The following is a 16,402-nucleotide window of genomic DNA, read 5'->3' as shown; positions in this document are numbered from 1 at the left end:
ATTTAATTAATTTAATCAATTTATGAAGGGACTAAATATTGTCTTAAAAAAACGGACAATGGTATTGTTATTATCCGTTACAGGAATTTTATCAACAACAAGGATACTGGGGCAACAGCAAAATATGGTGAAGGATCTCAGTAAGGGGTTTGTGCACCAGTCTATCGGTAATCCATACCTACCGCTTTGGGAGCATCTTCCTGATGGTGAACCCCGTGTTTTTGAAGATCCTGACCAGCCGGGGAAATATCGCGCTTATATTATTGGTTCCCATGATTTACGTTTTACCAGTTATTGCGGGCCTGACATTCGGATGTGGTCAGCGCCGATTGAAAACTTAACGAGTTGGCGCGATGAGGGGGCTATTTTTACCTATCCGATCGATGGAAAATGGGATGTGATGTATGCCCCAGATCTGGTAGAGGTCAAACGTAAAGATGGGAAAAAAGAATACTACTTGTTTCCACACAGCAGAGGAGATAAACGTGAAGCAATGGTAGTCAAAGGCGATCGGCCGAATGGGCCCTTTAAACCGATAAACCTCACGGAAGATGGCAAGCGTACCCTGCCTGGAAGTATCCTTGGATTTGATCCGGCCGTTTACATTGAATATGTGACGGATCCCAAAGATCCTGATTACGAAATTGGATTCCGGGCATACGGTTTTTGGGGGTTTCAACGCTCGATGGCGGCACAGTTAGATCAGAAAACGATGTATTCGCTGCGACCGGGTACCGAAATTATTAATTATCTATTGCCGGCAAGTGCGCGATATGGTGAATTGCGTGATCCAAAAGGCACCGCGTACCCTAATATTTTTGAGGGGGAGGATTTAGGAACTTTTAATTTTTTTGAAGCGTCGTCAATTCGTAAAGTCGGCAACAAATATGTATCGGTATACAGTGGCTATTCAGGTCCAGAATATGGGGTCGGGAGCTCAAATTCAACCTTACGGTATGCGGTGGCAGATTCACCCTTGGGACCTTGGAAGAGCGGCGGTGTCCTGGTCGATTCGCGTGCTCCAGTATTAAATAAAGACGGATCGGCTATCGAAACCAGTAATGCAGGGCATAATACCCATGGGAGTATCGAACTAATCAACGGACAATGGTACGTATTTTACCATAGACCACCGCGCGGATTTGGTTTTGCACGTCAGGCTGTGGTCGAACCTATCAAAGTTGCATGGGATGAAAAAAGTGTCAAAGAAGGGGGAATGGTTTCTATCCGGGCTTTTGACCCTTTTCAAGAAAATTTAACCATCAAAGATAAACAAGGAAAAGAATATAAAGGTGCAGAGGTAACATCAGAAGGATTTCATTTTTATGGATTAGACCCTTATCGGTACTATTCCGCTGGATATGCCTGTTACCTTTCAGATATCAGTTTGCAACAGGATTCATGGGATGTATGGGATAACCATATGCCTGTGACAAATATGAAAAATGGAACTATCGCAGGTTTTAAATATTTCGGATTCGGTGGTCTGAAACAAGATAAGTTTGGGTTAAAGGCTTTTGAGGGAACGAAAAATGGAAACCGCAGCGCTTTTAATCTGTTTATTGCACCAAAGACACAGACTTCATTTAAGGTCAACGTGTGGCTGGATGGCCCTTGGGATAATGATATCTGGAAAGGAAAGCGGATTGCCCAAATAACCGTTCCGGAAAATACTGCGACAACAGTAAAGCAATTTACGGTCGATGTTTCTAACTATGTGGATCAACTGGATGGCAAACATGCCTTGTTTCTTGTCGCTGAGGGTGAAGAAGGCAAGCCGCTTTTTGATTTTATAGGATTGGGATTTAGTTCGAAAGACAAAAAAATTGAACGTCCAGTACCACCTTCGGTTACGATTACAGTGAATGGCAAAAAACTAATGTTGCCTTCGATTCCCGTGCGATCGACTGATGAGAATGGCATCGTTGGTTACAACTATTATGAAGTTACTTTTCCAATAGAAACCAACGACAAGAAGATTCCAGTGGTGAAGGCTGTGGCAAATAATGCTGAAGTTGAAATCAAAGTTAAACAAGGCAGCTCGTTGACCGGTTACGCACAGGTAGATTGTGTTTACAGAGGACAAACCAAAAGCTATCTTGTAAAGTATGTAAGGAATTGAACCTTTAGCCGGTAAGCGGCTTTACAAACCATGTAGAAAAAGGCTGTCTAAAAAAATAGACGGCCTTTTTTAAACATTTTTATTGGAATATAAAACATTTGTATTGGTTCCCGGTCCAAAGCTACTTGTAGTTTTACCCTTGTAATTCAACTAATCGAATAACCAATTATATGGATCAAAGTATGACCGAGGTAAAGCCTATTAAAGGTTTTTACAAACTTTCAATGAAACAACGGGTGGGGTTTGGTGCTGGTGATCTTGCCCAGAATCTTATTTACCAGACTGTTTCGATGTACCTCCTGATTTTTTATACCAATGTTTATGGAATTTCTGCTGCTTCGGCAGGAGTCATGTTTCTTATTGTCCGAATCGTGGATGTACTGTGGGATCCCATTGTAGGCGCATTTGTTGATAAAAGAAATCCACGGATGGGAAAGTACAGATCTTATTTGGTGTTGGGAGGAATTCCGTTGACGGGCTTTGCAATTCTGTGTTTTTGGAATGGATTTTCGGGTTCTTTGGTCTACGCCTATGTCACTTATGTTGGGCTATCCATGCTTTATACCCTGGTGAATGTCCCCTATGGTGCTTTAAATGCTTCCTTGACGAGGGATACAGACGAGGTGACAAAACTAACATCGACGCGTATGTTCATGGCCAACGTTGGTGGGCTTGCGGTCGGTTATGGCGTTCCGTTGGTTGTACAGTATTTCTCTCCGGATGGAAAGATAAACTCAAAAGATTCGGCCGAAGCTTGGTTTATAACGATGCTGATTTACGCTTTAGTCGGATTGGCCCTTCTAATTTTTTGTTTTTCACAAACAAAAGAGCGGGTTATTATGGATGAAAAGGATACAGATAATGTGCGCGTATCTGATCTATGGCGAGAATTTAAGCACAATCGACCTTTGCGCATTTTAGCCTTTTTTTTCATTACAGCATTTGCGATGATGGCCATCGGTAATTCGGCAGGATCCTATTACATGATCTACAATGTACATGCTCCGGATATGTTGCCTTATTTCATGGCCCTGGGGTCTTTACCTGCTTTCATCTTTATGCCATTGGTGCCTGCTATCAAACGTGCAATAGGTAAGAAGCAAATGTTCTATGTTTTTCTGGGTGTTGCTATCCTTGGAATGCTCATGTTATATATGATTTCATCCAACGAGACACTTAAGGGTAATATTGGATTGGTATTGACAGCTCAGTTTATCAAATCAACTGGTGTAATCGTTGCTACGGGGTATATGTGGGCGCTTGTACCCGAAGTCATATCCTATGGCGAGTATAAAACCGGTAAGCGTATTTCGGGGATTGTCAATGCACTGACAGGTATTTTTTATAAGGCTGGCATGGCACTGGGAGGTGTAGTGCCCGGGTTGGTACTCGCCTATGTTGAATTTGATAAAGATAATGCCATAAGACAATCTGCATTGGCTGAAAAAGGAATTTTATGGTTGGTGGCCGTTATTCCTGCAGTACTTTTGGTACTCGCCATGGTTGTTATCTCCAGATATGAACTGGATGATGTAACGATCGATAAAATTAACCGGGATATAGAATCAAGACATACATATTAATCAAAAATAAACCATGAAGATGTTAAAAACTATTGTTGTAGCTGTATCAACATTATTATTTGGTCCTACTGCTTCAGCCACTTTGCAAAATCCGAAGCGAGCCCCAGATTCATTGACCTTGAAAGATGCATTTGAAGGTAAGTTTTATATAGGAACAGCATTAAACCTTGATCAGATATGGGAGCGGGATGAGGCTGCGGTAGCGGTGGTCAAAAAGCAGTTCAATTCCATTGTTGCCGAGAATTGTATGAAAAGTATGTTTTTACAACCAAGGGAAGGTGAGTTCGATTTTAAGGATGCGGACCGTTTTGTGGCGTTTGGAGAAAAAAATAAAATGCAAATTATCGGTCACACGCTAATTTGGCATTCGCAGACTCCAGCTTGGTTTTTTATCGATAAAAACGGGAAAGAGGTCACCCGGGAAGTACTTATCGCACGCATGCGGAAGCATATACAAACCGTAGTGTCGCGCTATAAGGGAAGGGTGTTTGGTTGGGATGTGGTGAACGAGGCTATACTGGATAATGGAGAATGGCGTAAAAATAAATTCTACCAGATTATTGGACCGCAATTTATTGAATTAGCATTTAAATTTGCTCATGAAGCAGACCCAAAAGCTGAATTATATTATAACGATTATTCGACAGCAATCCCCGAAAAAAGAAAGGGGATTATGCGCATGGTGCAACAGGTAAAGGCCGCCGGTGGTCAGGTCAGTGGGATTGGCATGCAAGAACATAATGCGCTGGACAATCCACCTATTGAAGAAGTTGAAAAAACCATACTCGGATTTGCGGGCCTTGGTGCAAAGGTAATGGTAACGGAAATGGATATTTCGGTCCTGCCACATGTACGCCCCAATATGGGAGCCGAAGTTGCGGAACGTCATGCTTACAGTAAAGCAATGAATCCCTACGAAAAAGGGCTTCCAGCAGAGAAAATGGATGAGCTAGGAAAGAGATATGTAGCGTTTTTTAAATTATATCTCAAACATCGGGATAAAATATCGCGTGTGACATTGTGGGGTGTAGGCGATGGAGATTCATGGAAGAATGGTTGGCCTATTCCGGGACGTACAGACTATCCGTTGTTATTTGATCGGAATTATCAGCCCAAACCCTTTGTAAAAGATATTATTGCGTTGACTCAAAAAAAAAAGAAATAAGAAATATGAGCAAAAGTAGGTATTTATATTCCGGAGATTACATGGCTGATCCTTCAGCTCATGTGTTTGAAAACAAAATTTATATTTATCCCTCTCACGACAGGGAGAGCGGTATTCCCGAAAATGATAACGGCGACCATTTCGATATGCAGGATTACCACGTGTTTTCTCTTGAAGATATCAATGCGGACATTGTTAACCATGGAAAGGTACTGGATGTAAAAGATATTCCTTGGGCTGGTCGTCAGCTTTGGGATTCTGATGTGACTGAGAAAGACGGAAAATACTATATGTATTTCTCCATGAAGGATAGAAACGATATTTTTAAAATCGGTGTTGCTGTGGCAAGCCATCCTTATGGACCATTTGTTCCGCAGGAGTATCCTATCAAAGGAAGTTACAGTATTGATCCATGTGCTTTTAAAGATACAGACGGTTCCTATTATTTATATTTTGGTGGTATATGGGGTGGACAACTTCAATTTTATCGGAATAATAAAATTATTTCGCCCAATGAATTGCCAACATCTGATGAACCCGCATTGTCTCCAAAGGTTGTCAAGCTGTCTGCTGATATGATGGAATTTTCGGAACAACCAAGGGATCTCGTTATTTTAGATAAAGAGGGCAAACCATTAACGCATGGGGATACGGAAAAGCGATTTTTTGAAGCTTCCTGGATGCATAAATACCAAGGTAAGTATTATTTTTCCTATTCTACAGGCGACAGCCATTTGATTTGTTACGCCATAGGAGACAATCCATATGGACCATTTACCTATCAGGGTGTGATTCTATCGCCCGTAGTTGGCTGGACCACGCACCACAGCATTGTCGAATTCAAGGGTAAGTGGTACCTATTTTATCATGATTCGGTACCTTCTGGAGGAAAGACCTGGCTTAGAAGCATGAAAGTTATTGAGTTGAGCTATGATGAAAATGGTCATATTAAGCCGATTGATGGATTGTCTTCGTAATGATATATTTTAGTTCAAGATGAGGTATATCATGCGTTTTCATTTCTTTTTTGCGATCGTACTGTATTGTGTTCCTGCTGCTTTGAGAGCTGAGGACGGTAGTCAGTTATGGCTGCGATTTACAAAACAGGAGAAACCTATAGGTAAGATTCAGGTGGTAAAAGGTGAATCGACCGATGCAACACTTGTTTTAGCAAAACAGGAACTGGAATGTTACTGGAAGGGTGAGGATGTCATCTTAAAACTTGATCATAGCAGAAAGGACTTAAAAGATGGTTATCAAATAAGCCGACAGGGAAATCAGGTTTATGTGGTTGCCGGTCGATCAGCGGGTATATTGTATGCTGTTTATCATTTATTGCGGCTTCAGAAGACAGGAGCAGGGATACCTCCTGCAGGATTCATTGAAATACCTTCTTACGATATTAGGGTCTTGAATCATTGGGATAATTTGGATGGGACGATAGAACGTGGATATGCAGGGCATTCGCTATGGAACTGGGAGGAATTACCGAATAAACTTTCACCCCGATATGAACAATATGGACGGGCCAATGCTTCGATTGGAATTAATGCTACCGTGTTGAATAACGTGAATGCTTCTTCGGATCTATTGAAGAAGGAGTATCTGATAAAAGTTAAAGCTCTGGCGGATGTCTTTCGTAAATATGGTATAAAAGTATATGTGTCGATCAATTTCTCTGCGCCGAAAAATTTAGGTGGGTTAGCTAATTCGGATCCCTTAAATAAGGATGTTCAACACTGGTGGAGATCCAAGGTGAAGGAGATTTATGCGTTAATTCCGGATTTCGGCGGATTTTTGGTCAAAGCAAATTCTGAAGGCCAGCCAGGCCCCCAAGATTATGGACGAACCCATGCGGACGGAGCCAATATGCTTGCCGATGCGCTCAGCCCCTATGGCGGTACCGTTTTTTGGCGTGCTTTTGTTTATCATCCGACTAAAGATGACCGTGCCAAACAAGCCTATCAAGAATTTGTTCCACTCGATGGTCAGTTTCGTGACAATGTTATTCTTCAAGTAAAAAATGGCCCGATAGATTTTCAACCCCGGGAACCTTTCAATCCTTTATTGGGGGCGATGCCAAATACAGCGAAGATGCTCGAATTTCAGTTGACACAAGAGTATCTGGGATTTTCCAACCATTTGGTCTATTTGGCACCTTTGTTTAAGGAAGTATTGGATAGTGAAACCTATGCCACTGGAAAAGGCGGAACGGTGGCAAAGCAGACCGACAGTAGCAGGCATTCGGGGCGTAAAACGGCAATCGCTGCAGTAGCTAATATTGGTTTGGATACCAATTGGACGGGGCACCACTTCGCGCAAGCCAACTGGTACGCTTTCGGCCGTTTGGCTTGGAACAATAGCCTGTTTTCAGCACAAATAGCGGATGAATGGATACGGTTGACGTTTACGGGAGCGCAGGAGTTTCTCGAGCCAGTCAAGAAGCTGATGTTGGAATCTCGGGAGGCAGCGGTCGATTATATGATGCCATTAGGTCTACATCACCTTTTTGCTTTTGAGCATCATTACGGTCCCGAACCTTGGGGCGATATCCCGGGGGGACGTCCAGACTGGATGCCCTGGTACTACCATAATGCGGATAGCGTGGGATTGGGTTTTGACCGAACAGCCAAGGGAAGTAATGCCGTATCACAGTACAATCCGCCATTGAACGAAATATATGGAAATAGAGCCACTTGTCCGGAACACCTTTTATTGTGGTTTCATCATGTTTCCTGGAATCATCGAATGAATAGCGGCAATACGCTTTGGAGCGAATTATGTTTCCGTTATGATCACGGGGTCCAAAAAGTGAGAGCGTTTCAAAAAGTTTGGGATCGTATGGAAAGATATATTGATCGATCACGTTTTTCAGCTGTTCAAGCTAAACTGAGAATCCAAACTAGAGATGCAGTTTGGTGGAAAGATGCCTGCTTGCAATACTTTCAACTTTTTTCACGTCAACCGATTCCATACGAGTTAGAGCGTCCCATACACGATTTAGAAGAGTTAAAGAAAATCAAGTTACCGATGGGGCATCATAATTAAATCGAAAGTCAGGTCTTAGCAAGATCCTTTTTACGAAAAAAGCTGTTTTATCTCGTTATTCTGCGTTTGTAACTCATCGGTGTCTCGCCTGTTAGTTTTTTAAAGAGTCTATTAAAGTAAGATATATTTTCAAAGCCCAGTCTAAAACACAGTTGTTGGATATTGCCTTCATCAACTAACATCATTAACTGTGCTTTTTCTATTTTCTTCTGGTTGATATAATTCACTGGTGTGGTATTTATATGCTTTTTAAAGAGTCGGATCAGGTGATCTTTGGAGATAAAAATTAGATTGGCGAGTTGTTCGATAGCAATCGGATGATGGATATTTTCGTCTATGTAATCGAGTACACGTAGAAGGCGTTTTTCGACTTGTGGTATCTTGTTGGTTGCTTCCGCAAGGAATCTGCTCATCAATAAATGAATGATCGCTTGGTTTTCGGAAGCTCTGGCGAAAGGTGAAGCCGTCTGCAGTGCCATGTTTTTCATTAACTCTGTTGAATTATCGTAGCCCTTTGGATCGTATATTTTTAATTCACGACCTGGATTTATAGCATATAGATGTTGGATAACTGTCTCCAATAGCTGATCCGATTTGATTTCCTTCGGAAAAGTGTAACGGTCGAAAATACTTGATCTTATTTCGGGGTTTTCATAAATATGGATATAATAGAGGGATAATTTATCGGAACAGTCATAGCTGTGATGGATATAGGCTGGGGTGAGATAGAGATGGCCAGGTCGGAGTTTAATGACCTCGTTATGTACAATAATAGCTGCTTCTCCTTCAGAGACATAGTGTATTCTGGCAAAAGGACTCTTAATATCTTTAAAATTCCAATCTGCCTGATGTTCCGCATAGCCAATATTCAATAGTGTAAAATCGAGTTTATTCTTTTCGTTATTTATCATTATGCGAAGCGGAAAATAATTAGATACAATATTAATCCCAGATACAATAATACTCGTTTTCTCTAAAAAAAAATAGCGTTTTTACGTACAATTATTGATAATGTTTCTTTTTGGCGCAATCGATGTATCGCTAGGAAATTAATTGTGTTTTTTAAACGGAGCATTTTGTGATGCTTAGTGGAGATGGGTCGATATCGTATTATTTTTTATCGCTAATGTAGTTTCTTTCTCCATGCTATATAATTATTTTTGGCTATATGATAATACAAAGATTTTGAAATAGGAAACCTTCTGAATTCTGATATGATCTTTGGTATCACAATAACCCATAGCAGTTGCTGTTTAAATCTTGATACCATTTATAAATGAAAGCAATAAGAATTATTAAAGCGGGGAGTGTGGAAATCACGGATATCCCGCGTCCCACTGTTAAAGAGGGACATGTCCTGTTAAAAATTGATTATGTTGGATTCTGCGGTTCGGATCTGAACACCTTTCGGGGATTGAATCCATTGGTCAATTTGCCCGTCATACCGGGGCATGAAATTGGAGCAACGGTAGCGGAATTGGGCGCTAATTTGGTGACTGATCTTACGATCGGTACAAAAGTTACCGTCAATCCATATTCCAATTGTGGTCTATGTACAGCATGTAAAAATAATAGGCCTAATGCCTGCCGTTATAATGAGACTATGGGGGTGCAGCGTGATGGTGCTATGGCGGAATATATTGTTGTACCGATTGAAAAGGTTATCGCTGGGGGACAACTATCATCCAAACAATTGGCTTTGGTGGAGCCTATGAGTGTGGGATTTCATGCTGTTGATCGAGCTTCAGTAACGGACAGTGACGTTGTATTGGTATTTGGATGCGGTATGATCGGCATGGGGGCAATCATTCGGGCAGCATTACGGGGAGCCACAGTCATTGCTGTTGACGTCAGTGCTGAAAAGCTTGCTCTTGCAAGAAAACTCGGTGCAAAGTTTACGATTAACAGCGTTGAAGAAGATCTGCAGGCGAAGTTGGCAATGTTGACCCAGGCCATGGGGGCTGATGTCGTGATCGAAGCCGTTGGTAGAAAAGAAACGTACTTGGCTGCTATTGAAGCTGCAGCCTATACGGGGAGGGTGCTGTATATTGGTTATGCAAAAGATGCTATTCCCTTTGATACACAGTTTTTTGTCAAAAAGGAGCTCGATATCAGGGGGTCGCGCAACGCTACGTCAAAAGACTTTGTTGCAGTAATGAATTACCTGGAAATGAAAACCTGTTCATTAGAAGAACTGATAACGGCCATTTATCGTATAGAAGATGCACAATTAGCTTTAGAAACCTGGTCAAATGACCCTGGGCGTATATTTAGGCTATTGATTGCATTTTAAAAGAGCAACTGTTGACCCATATAAGATTGTTTAAAAGGAATCTCGTGTTTTTTTGAACTAATATATGTACATTTAGGCTAATACCTGTAAAAATAATACCTAACAGGAAAAATAGACTTAAAATCAATGAGCAGGAAAGTTGTAGCGTTTTTCTTAGTAATGCTGTTCTCAAAAGTGCTTTTGGGCAATTCCCAGGATTCGGTCCGTGTGGGGTTTGTGGCCAAGATAGAACAATTTTTTAAGGAATCGGCAAAAAGAAGTGTCCAGGATTTGGAGATGGACCGTGCGGCCATCCGTCAAAATCGGGTGCTGGAGGATGTTAAGTTATTGGCTAGCCAATCGCGTTCTTTTCTACGCAAAGGTTTCGATTCGTTAAGTGTGGATCTAGGTTTGAAAGAACTGATCGTTTTACACGATATAGCCAAGGACGGGGTTTTTGAGAATAAAGGATCGGCCCAGTCTTCGCGCAATCTTACCGTAACATTTAATATTTTGAATGCCTTGTCCATTGAAGTGAGGAGCTTAAAGCATGACATGGACCGCTATCAGGACAGGCTTACAAACTATCAGCTGGAACTCGATTCACTGAGCAATGATCCTGCACTTTTTGTTATTTCAAAGGATTCCGCTAATCTTGCCCGTTATCTGAGTCGGATTCGAGTGATTGCATTAGAAATCGCACCCATTACTTTGAAACTGGCAGAACGAATTAATGGGGTTCAAGAGTTACAGAATAAAATTAATCTGGAACTGGCGCGGCTTGAATCGGATATGGAGGAGGTTCTGTATTACCAGAACCGGCTCTCAAGCCGAACAATAGCCCGCAACTTTGTCAATATTTGGATCCCAAGTAAATTTGAACGGCCCATGAACGAAATCCTTTACTTCTCATTCGTGAAAGCCAAATTGCTCTATTCCTATTATTTAAGGGCACATCTTGGAAAGCTGTTTTTCTTTTTTCTGGCGACTGTAATCGTGGTTATCTATGTCCATGTCTTGCGCAGAAAGATCAACGATAAAAATGTGGTTCAGGCAAGTCTGTTGCTGCATAGGCCCTTATTGAGCGGAATGATGATCGGATTGTGTGTCATGCAATTTATATTCCCGTCACCACCTTTTGTATTTACGATCACGATATTGACTATTGCTTCGATTTTTTTGTCTTTTGTTTTTAGATCGGCAATTACGGTGTATTGGATGAAGGTTTGGCTTTGTATTTTAATCCTTTTTATTTTTGCCGGATTGGATAACCTGGTGCTGCAGCCTTCGCGGTTGGAACGCTGGTTGATTCTTGCCATTGCCGCCCTTGCCTGCCTGGTGGGTCTCCTTGCGCTCTGTAATAAGAAACGTCGCGATGAGATAAAAGAACGCTGGATACTTTTTCCGATCTCATTTATGGTTTTTCTAGAATTTGCTTCCATTATACTGAATCTTTTTGGTCGTTTTAACCTTAGTAAAGTGCTCCTTGTAGCGGGATTGACAAATGCTGTGGTCTTTATTTTGTTTTTGTGGGTCATCCGATTGGTCAATGAGGGATTGCAATTGGCCTCATCAGTCTATCAGAAGCAGGAAAGAAGACTATTTTATATCAATTATAACAGGGTGGGCAAAAGAGCGCCAGTTTTTTTCTATGCGGTATTGATTATTGGATGGTTTGTGCTCTTCGGCCGAAATTTCTACGAATTCAAATTCCTCGCGGATCCCTTGAAAGATTTTTTGGAAACTGGACACCGCTTGGGCAACTATCAGTTCTCTGTCAATAACCTCGTGGTATTTTTATTAATTATGGTCTGTGCGACAGTGCTTTCGAAGATCGTATCCTATTTTGCTGCGGATTCCCAATGGGAGAAAAAGGAAGGGGCAGCTCAGAACAAATTTCGACTGGGAAGCTGGATTTTGCTCGTTCGAATCACGATTATCGTGATTGGATTTTTTTTAGCCTTTTCGGCACTGGGAATTCCGGTTCAGCAGATCGGAATTATTGTAGGGGCATTGGGGGTAGGAATAGGTTTTGGTTTGCAGACGCTAGTCAACAATCTTGTGAGCGGTTTGATTATTGCTTTTGAAAAGCCTGTGAATGTGGACGATTTAATCGAAGTAGGTGGACGATCGGGAAAAGTGAAATCGATAGGGTTTCGCAGCAGTGTAATTGCGACAGCCGAGGGAGCCGATCTGATTATGCCCAACGGGGATCTGCTCAATGCACATGTGATGAATTGGAGCCAAGGTGGTGCAAAAAAACGGCTCTGCATTCGGCTTGAGGTAAAATATGGGGTAGATCTAGAACGGGTAGCTCAGCTGCTCAAAAAAATAATGGAAGAGGATCAGCAGATTCTCTCTTCAGGTGGCATTGCTGTGCAGTTTGTGCAGGTGACCTCACAGGCAGTGGTGGTTGAACTCTATTTTTGGGTCAGAATATCCAAAGATAGTGGCAGCGTCAAGAGCGAATTATTAACCAAGATTTATAACGCGTTTGCTGATGAAGGTATCGATATGGCTTTGCCGATTCAACAGGTCATCCTCAACCAAGCCGATAGCGGAACAACAGTGAAACCCAATCATTAAAGTTGCTCTGCCTGAAAAGGTCGAGTAAAAGAAGCCGCCTTCCCTTTGTGGAAAGCGGCTTCTTTTTTTGATCTGAGGATTATTTTAGTATCATATTCCCTGATGGTGACGTCAATACATTAGTTTGCGGGAGTCGACTTTCGAGGTAATGGGGTAGACGTCTTTGTAAATATCGATTCCAGTCTGATTGAGGGGAATACCTGCCATAACGGTTTCTGTTCCCTGGATTATAATGTCTGTCTTCGCAATAGATACCGTGGCCCATATGGGGTCTTGATAGACCAATGCTCGTTTTAAGATGCTATGATCCTTATAGAACGCTGCGTCAAAAGCTTTGCTTTCAAAGGTTTCGCCCGCCCAATAATACGATGAGCTATTGATCTGTACATAGTGGATCCCATTTATTTGGTTATGATAATTGAGGTGGTGATGTCCCGTCAGTACAAGGATGATTTTATTAAAGCCTGCCTCGTTGTTGATCTGTTCAAGTAGATAGCGGACCTGCATACCATTGTCTAGGCCGTTCATGGTATTTTCGAGCCCTTGATGGCAAAAAATAACCGTTCTGAGTTTTGTCTGTTGAAGATCCTGTTTTAGCCAGGTCAATTGTTCTTTTCCGATGGTACGCGCATAGCCTTCAATTCGATTATTGAGATCTTTTTCATTGCCATCCAGCACCACAAAATGAAAATCTTTATTATCGAAGGAATAATAGGGGGATGTCGCGTCCCAGAAGGCTAAGGCCTGTTGCTTGGTAAATCCGCCGTCGGTATCGTGGTTGCCCAGTACATAGTGTTTTTTACCCTTAAACTGTGCCCATATAGCCATCAGTTTTTTGTTTGCCAGTTTGGGAACACAGAAATCACCTAAGGAAATAATAAAGTCCGGTTGCTCACGGATCATTGCATCGATAAAGCATTGGGCACGACGGTCGCCATCATGCATCAGATCGTAATGTAGATCGCTGATAACACCGAATTTAAGGTTTTGTTGTCTAACTCCAAGCTCCTCAGTTACAGCTTGGTCCAATTCGGTACGCGTTTTTGCATGGATAAAAGTGGAGGGAACTAAAAGACCCGAAATACCCAGGCTGCCAATTTTTAAGAATTTTTTTCGGTTTATCATGGTTTTTTAATTGATTTTGGGTTTTGGACAACACTAATGACTGTTGCGCATATCGCACATATCAATGCAACAAAAAGAAATATATTGGCTGTGTTGCCTGTGTAATCAATCAGCTTACCAAATAAAGGTTCACCGACCGCCGCAAATACATACGCAAACATGTTCATCACGCCGATACCTGTTCCAACAAGTTTGGTTCCAAGCAGATCTGGGCTCAGGGTCCAGAAATTGGCTTGCGGACCATACACAAAGAATCCTGAGGTAAACATGAGTATGCCCATCAGGAGGTGATTGTGAACAGGTACCAAATAAATGAGAAGGGCAATAATGCAGCTGATCATCATACCCGCAGCGATCGATTTACTTCTGTTTTTGTTAAAAACGAGGTCTGAAATGTATCCGAAAGAAACCGCACCGAGGGCCATCCCAATGGGGATGAGTAAAGTTAGCCACATGTTGCCTGAAGATTCTTTGTAGTTGTTTCCTAAAAAGTGGATCGGTACCCAAAAGATTAAGCCATAACGTGCCATACTTTGAAAACCAATGGCGAGCGAAGCGATCATAAAGTTGCGATGCTGAAATACATGCAGATAGGACTGCTTCCAGTTTTCTTGTTTTTCTGATGCTGCAACTTGTTCTTGTGCGTCTTCCTGTTCCGCTGTTCCTTCTTTTTCGTCAGCAGGAGTATAGCCTTTTTTTTTAGGGTCGCTGTACGCGACAAAAAGAAAGACCAATAATGCGCCGGCGAGAAATAGGATGGGGTAGCGAAATAGGGTGCGCCAGCTTTGTTCCTGTTGGACGAGTACCAAGGCCATCAGAAAGGTCAGAACGGAGGAGCTTCCGGCAGCCATGGTATAAAAGCCAAAAGCCTTGCCACGTTCGGAAGTGCTCCACCAATTGGAGATAAGTTTACCTCCCGAGCCCCAAGCCATGGATTGGAAGTATCCGTTTAATGTCCAAAGAACCAAAATAGGGGTATAAGAGCTGGCAAAGCTGATGGCGAGATTACAGAGAATGGACAGACCTCCACCAGCGACAATCATCATCTTGGGGCTCCATCGATCGGCGAGATTGCCATTGATGAGCTGGCCGATCGCATAGCCCATTAACATTGCGAAACTGATCCAACCGACTTGCTGAAAACTGATGTCTAGCTCTTTGGCAATACCTCTTGCTGCCCATCCAAAATTGTGTCGACCTGTGTAAAAGAATAAATAGCAAAACATGGTTACAAACAACATTTTCCACTGGTCTTTTCTAAATTTTCTTTCCATTAAAGCTGCTCCGTTGAGGGGTGGACGAATAAACCTGCTCGTATTGGTTTGTGCGTTAACGCATAGCTTATTGCTTCATTGACTTCAGCAAGTGGGAATTCACGTTCGATTAATAATTCAAACGGATACTTTTGCCAGTTTTCGATGATAAAATCTACAGCGTCAGAGAAATCGGTATAATTGTAATTGTGCAGCCCCCTGATCGTGAGCATCTTTCGAATCACTTTTTCGGCGTCTATCCCCGTAGCGCGCTGCTTAAACACAGCACCTACGAGAACAGCATTCCCATGGAGCCCCAAGGTGTCTATACCGAGCTCCATGGCTTCTGGGGAGCCGCTCATGTCGATAAATCGATCAATAGTTCTACCATATAAGGCTGTGCTGGATGTGGTTTCACGAAGATCTATTGTAGTTGTCGCTCCAAATTTTTTGGCGAGTTCTAAACGTGCAGGATTAATGTCAGAAGCGATGATACTTTTAGCACCCATTTCTTTGCACATGGCAATGCTAACCAGCCCCAATAATCCAATGCCTGCGACATGAATGTTTTTTTTTGCAATGGTTCCTGCCAGGCGAAGGGCCCCGGCCGAAGTAGCAACAGCACAATTGATGGTGGCGGCTACAGCAGGAGAGATATCTTTTGGAAGTATCCGTATGTAGGTATGTTGCCGTAAGACGATATGTGTTGCCAATCCACCATGAAGGTCATCCGCTTCGGTTATCTGGCGGTGACCATATTTGTAGATCTGATCGTTTTTCTGTGGAATATCGGGCAGATAATTGGCACTGTTGGGATCGCTGGAAAAAACTGTCCAGGTAATCAAGTCGCCAACATGTAGCGTATTGCCCCGCGCATCAAGCCCGCTATGACCAGAAGATATCGCTGCGATAACGCCCACAATCTCATGACCTAAAATTGTAGGACATGGCTCGCTGCGCAACCCGCAATAGGTATGAAGGTCACTACCGCACAGTGTGGTATAGCGTATGTTGACCAAAATTTCCCCATCTTGCAAAGGTGGAATAGGTTTACTCACTTTGGTGAGCGTCGTATTGGCACGATCAAAAACGTAATATGTTGCTAGTTGTTTCATTTTGCATAAAAATACATAAGTTTTGCAATACTAAACAAAGTTTATTTATGCTATATTTTTAAATAATTAAATTTTTGTGAATTGGGGCGTATTTTTTACTATCGAGCGAAAAAAATAGAAAAAAGGAAGTGTT

11 protein-coding genes are annotated in these 16,402 nt (G+C 42.2%); 7 read left to right on the top strand and 4 right to left on the bottom strand.

Annotation, left to right across the window (positions count from 1 at the left end):
* Positions 1-58 precede the first annotated feature (58 nt).
* From AAH582_RS17625 to AAH582_RS17605, 5 genes are all read left to right on the top strand, one after another.
* Entirely contained in the window at positions 59-2,122 is a 2,064-nt protein-coding gene (locus tag AAH582_RS17625; RefSeq protein WP_343319167.1) for a hypothetical protein, read from the top strand.
* 170 nt (positions 2,123-2,292) lie between these two features.
* A complete protein-coding gene (locus AAH582_RS17620; protein ID WP_046675272.1) occupies positions 2,293-3,705 on the top strand; it encodes an MFS transporter in 1,413 nt (470 codons plus the stop codon).
* 13 nt (positions 3,706-3,718) lie between these two features.
* Positions 3,719-4,870: an endo-1,4-beta-xylanase gene (locus AAH582_RS17615; protein WP_156167707.1), complete on the top strand. Its 1,152-nt coding sequence runs from the start codon at positions 3,719-3,721 to the stop codon at positions 4,868-4,870.
* A 5-nt stretch (positions 4,871-4,875) separates the two neighbouring features.
* Positions 4,876-5,847 (top strand): glycoside hydrolase family 43 protein, encoded by a 972-nt coding sequence (locus tag AAH582_RS17610; RefSeq protein ID WP_046675273.1) that lies wholly within the window; start codon positions 4,876-4,878, stop codon positions 5,845-5,847.
* 19 nt (positions 5,848-5,866) lie between these two features.
* Entirely contained in the window at positions 5,867-7,918 is a 2,052-nt protein-coding gene (locus tag AAH582_RS17605; RefSeq protein ID WP_343319165.1) for an alpha-glucuronidase, read from the top strand.
* Positions 7,919-7,965: 47 nt separating this feature from the next.
* On the opposite strand, the gene AAH582_RS17600 is transcribed toward AAH582_RS17605, so the two are convergent.
* Positions 7,966-8,829 carry a helix-turn-helix transcriptional regulator gene (locus tag AAH582_RS17600; protein WP_343319162.1) on the bottom strand — a complete coding sequence of 288 codons (864 nt, stop codon included), beginning with the start codon at positions 8,827-8,829 and terminating at the stop codon, positions 7,966-7,968.
* A 365-nt stretch (positions 8,830-9,194) separates the two neighbouring features.
* Between AAH582_RS17600 and AAH582_RS17595 the strand changes: the two genes are divergently transcribed.
* Both AAH582_RS17595 and AAH582_RS17590 read left to right on the top strand, forming a co-directional pair.
* On the top strand, positions 9,195-10,211 hold the full coding sequence (locus AAH582_RS17595) for a zinc-binding alcohol dehydrogenase family protein (RefSeq protein WP_343319160.1): 1,017 nt from the start codon (positions 9,195-9,197) through the stop codon (positions 10,209-10,211).
* A gap of 126 nt (positions 10,212-10,337) precedes the next feature.
* Entirely contained in the window at positions 10,338-12,776 is a 2,439-nt protein-coding gene (locus AAH582_RS17590; RefSeq protein ID WP_046675277.1) for a mechanosensitive ion channel family protein, read from the top strand.
* Positions 12,777-12,887: 111 nt separating this feature from the next.
* Here AAH582_RS17590 and AAH582_RS17585 read toward each other — a convergent pair whose 3' ends face one another.
* The 3 genes from AAH582_RS17585 to AAH582_RS17575 are packed head-to-tail and all read right to left on the bottom strand — an operon-like array spanning position 12,888 to position 16,269.
* Positions 12,888-13,901, bottom strand: a complete 1,014-nt coding sequence (locus tag AAH582_RS17585) for a metallophosphoesterase family protein (RefSeq protein ID WP_343319158.1) — start codon at positions 13,899-13,901, stop codon at positions 12,888-12,890.
* Positions 13,898-15,175, bottom strand: coding sequence for an MFS transporter (locus tag AAH582_RS17580; protein WP_343319157.1), 1,278 nt, complete (start codon positions 15,173-15,175; stop codon positions 13,898-13,900). Before AAH582_RS17580 ends, AAH582_RS17585 begins: the two co-directional genes overlap by 4 nt.
* Entirely contained in the window at positions 15,175-16,269 is a 1,095-nt protein-coding gene (locus AAH582_RS17575) for a zinc-binding dehydrogenase (RefSeq protein ID WP_343319155.1), read from the bottom strand. The genes AAH582_RS17580 and AAH582_RS17575 overlap by 1 nt, the downstream gene beginning before the upstream one ends.
* Positions 16,270-16,402: the final 133 nt, after the last annotated feature.

The sequence above is a fragment of the Sphingobacterium multivorum genome (genome assembly GCF_039511225.1).
In the GTDB taxonomy this organism is placed as follows: domain Bacteria; phylum Bacteroidota; class Bacteroidia; order Sphingobacteriales; family Sphingobacteriaceae; genus Sphingobacterium.
Note: the sequence above shows the minus strand (reverse complement) of the source record. Positions and strands in the feature narration are given on the sequence as shown.

What these genes read in the sequence shown, in the direction of transcription:
- AAH582_RS17625 (WP_343319167.1), top strand. Translation starts at nt 59, where the DNA reads ATGGTATTGTTATTATCCGTTACAGGAATTTTATCAACAACAAGGATA.
- AAH582_RS17620 (WP_046675272.1), top strand. Translation starts at nt 2,293, where the DNA reads ATGGATCAAAGTATGACCGAGGTAAAGCCTATTAAAGGTTTTTACAAA.
- AAH582_RS17615 (WP_156167707.1), top strand. Translation starts at nt 3,719, where the DNA reads ATGAAGATGTTAAAAACTATTGTTGTAGCTGTATCAACATTATTATTT.
- AAH582_RS17610 (WP_046675273.1), top strand. Translation starts at nt 4,876, where the DNA reads ATGAGCAAAAGTAGGTATTTATATTCCGGAGATTACATGGCTGATCCT.
- AAH582_RS17605 (WP_343319165.1), top strand. Translation starts at nt 5,867, where the DNA reads ATGAGGTATATCATGCGTTTTCATTTCTTTTTTGCGATCGTACTGTAT.
- AAH582_RS17600 (WP_343319162.1), bottom strand. Translation starts at nt 8,829, where the DNA reads ATGATAAATAACGAAAAGAATAAACTCGATTTTACACTATTGAATATT.
- AAH582_RS17595 (WP_343319160.1), top strand. Translation starts at nt 9,195, where the DNA reads ATGAAAGCAATAAGAATTATTAAAGCGGGGAGTGTGGAAATCACGGAT.
- AAH582_RS17590 (WP_046675277.1), top strand. Translation starts at nt 10,338, where the DNA reads ATGAGCAGGAAAGTTGTAGCGTTTTTCTTAGTAATGCTGTTCTCAAAA.
- AAH582_RS17585 (WP_343319158.1), bottom strand. Translation starts at nt 13,901, where the DNA reads ATGATAAACCGAAAAAAATTCTTAAAAATTGGCAGCCTGGGTATTTCG.
- AAH582_RS17580 (WP_343319157.1), bottom strand. Translation starts at nt 15,175, where the DNA reads ATGGAAAGAAAATTTAGAAAAGACCAGTGGAAAATGTTGTTTGTAACC.
- AAH582_RS17575 (WP_343319155.1), bottom strand. Translation starts at nt 16,269, where the DNA reads ATGAAACAACTAGCAACATATTACGTTTTTGATCGTGCCAATACGACG.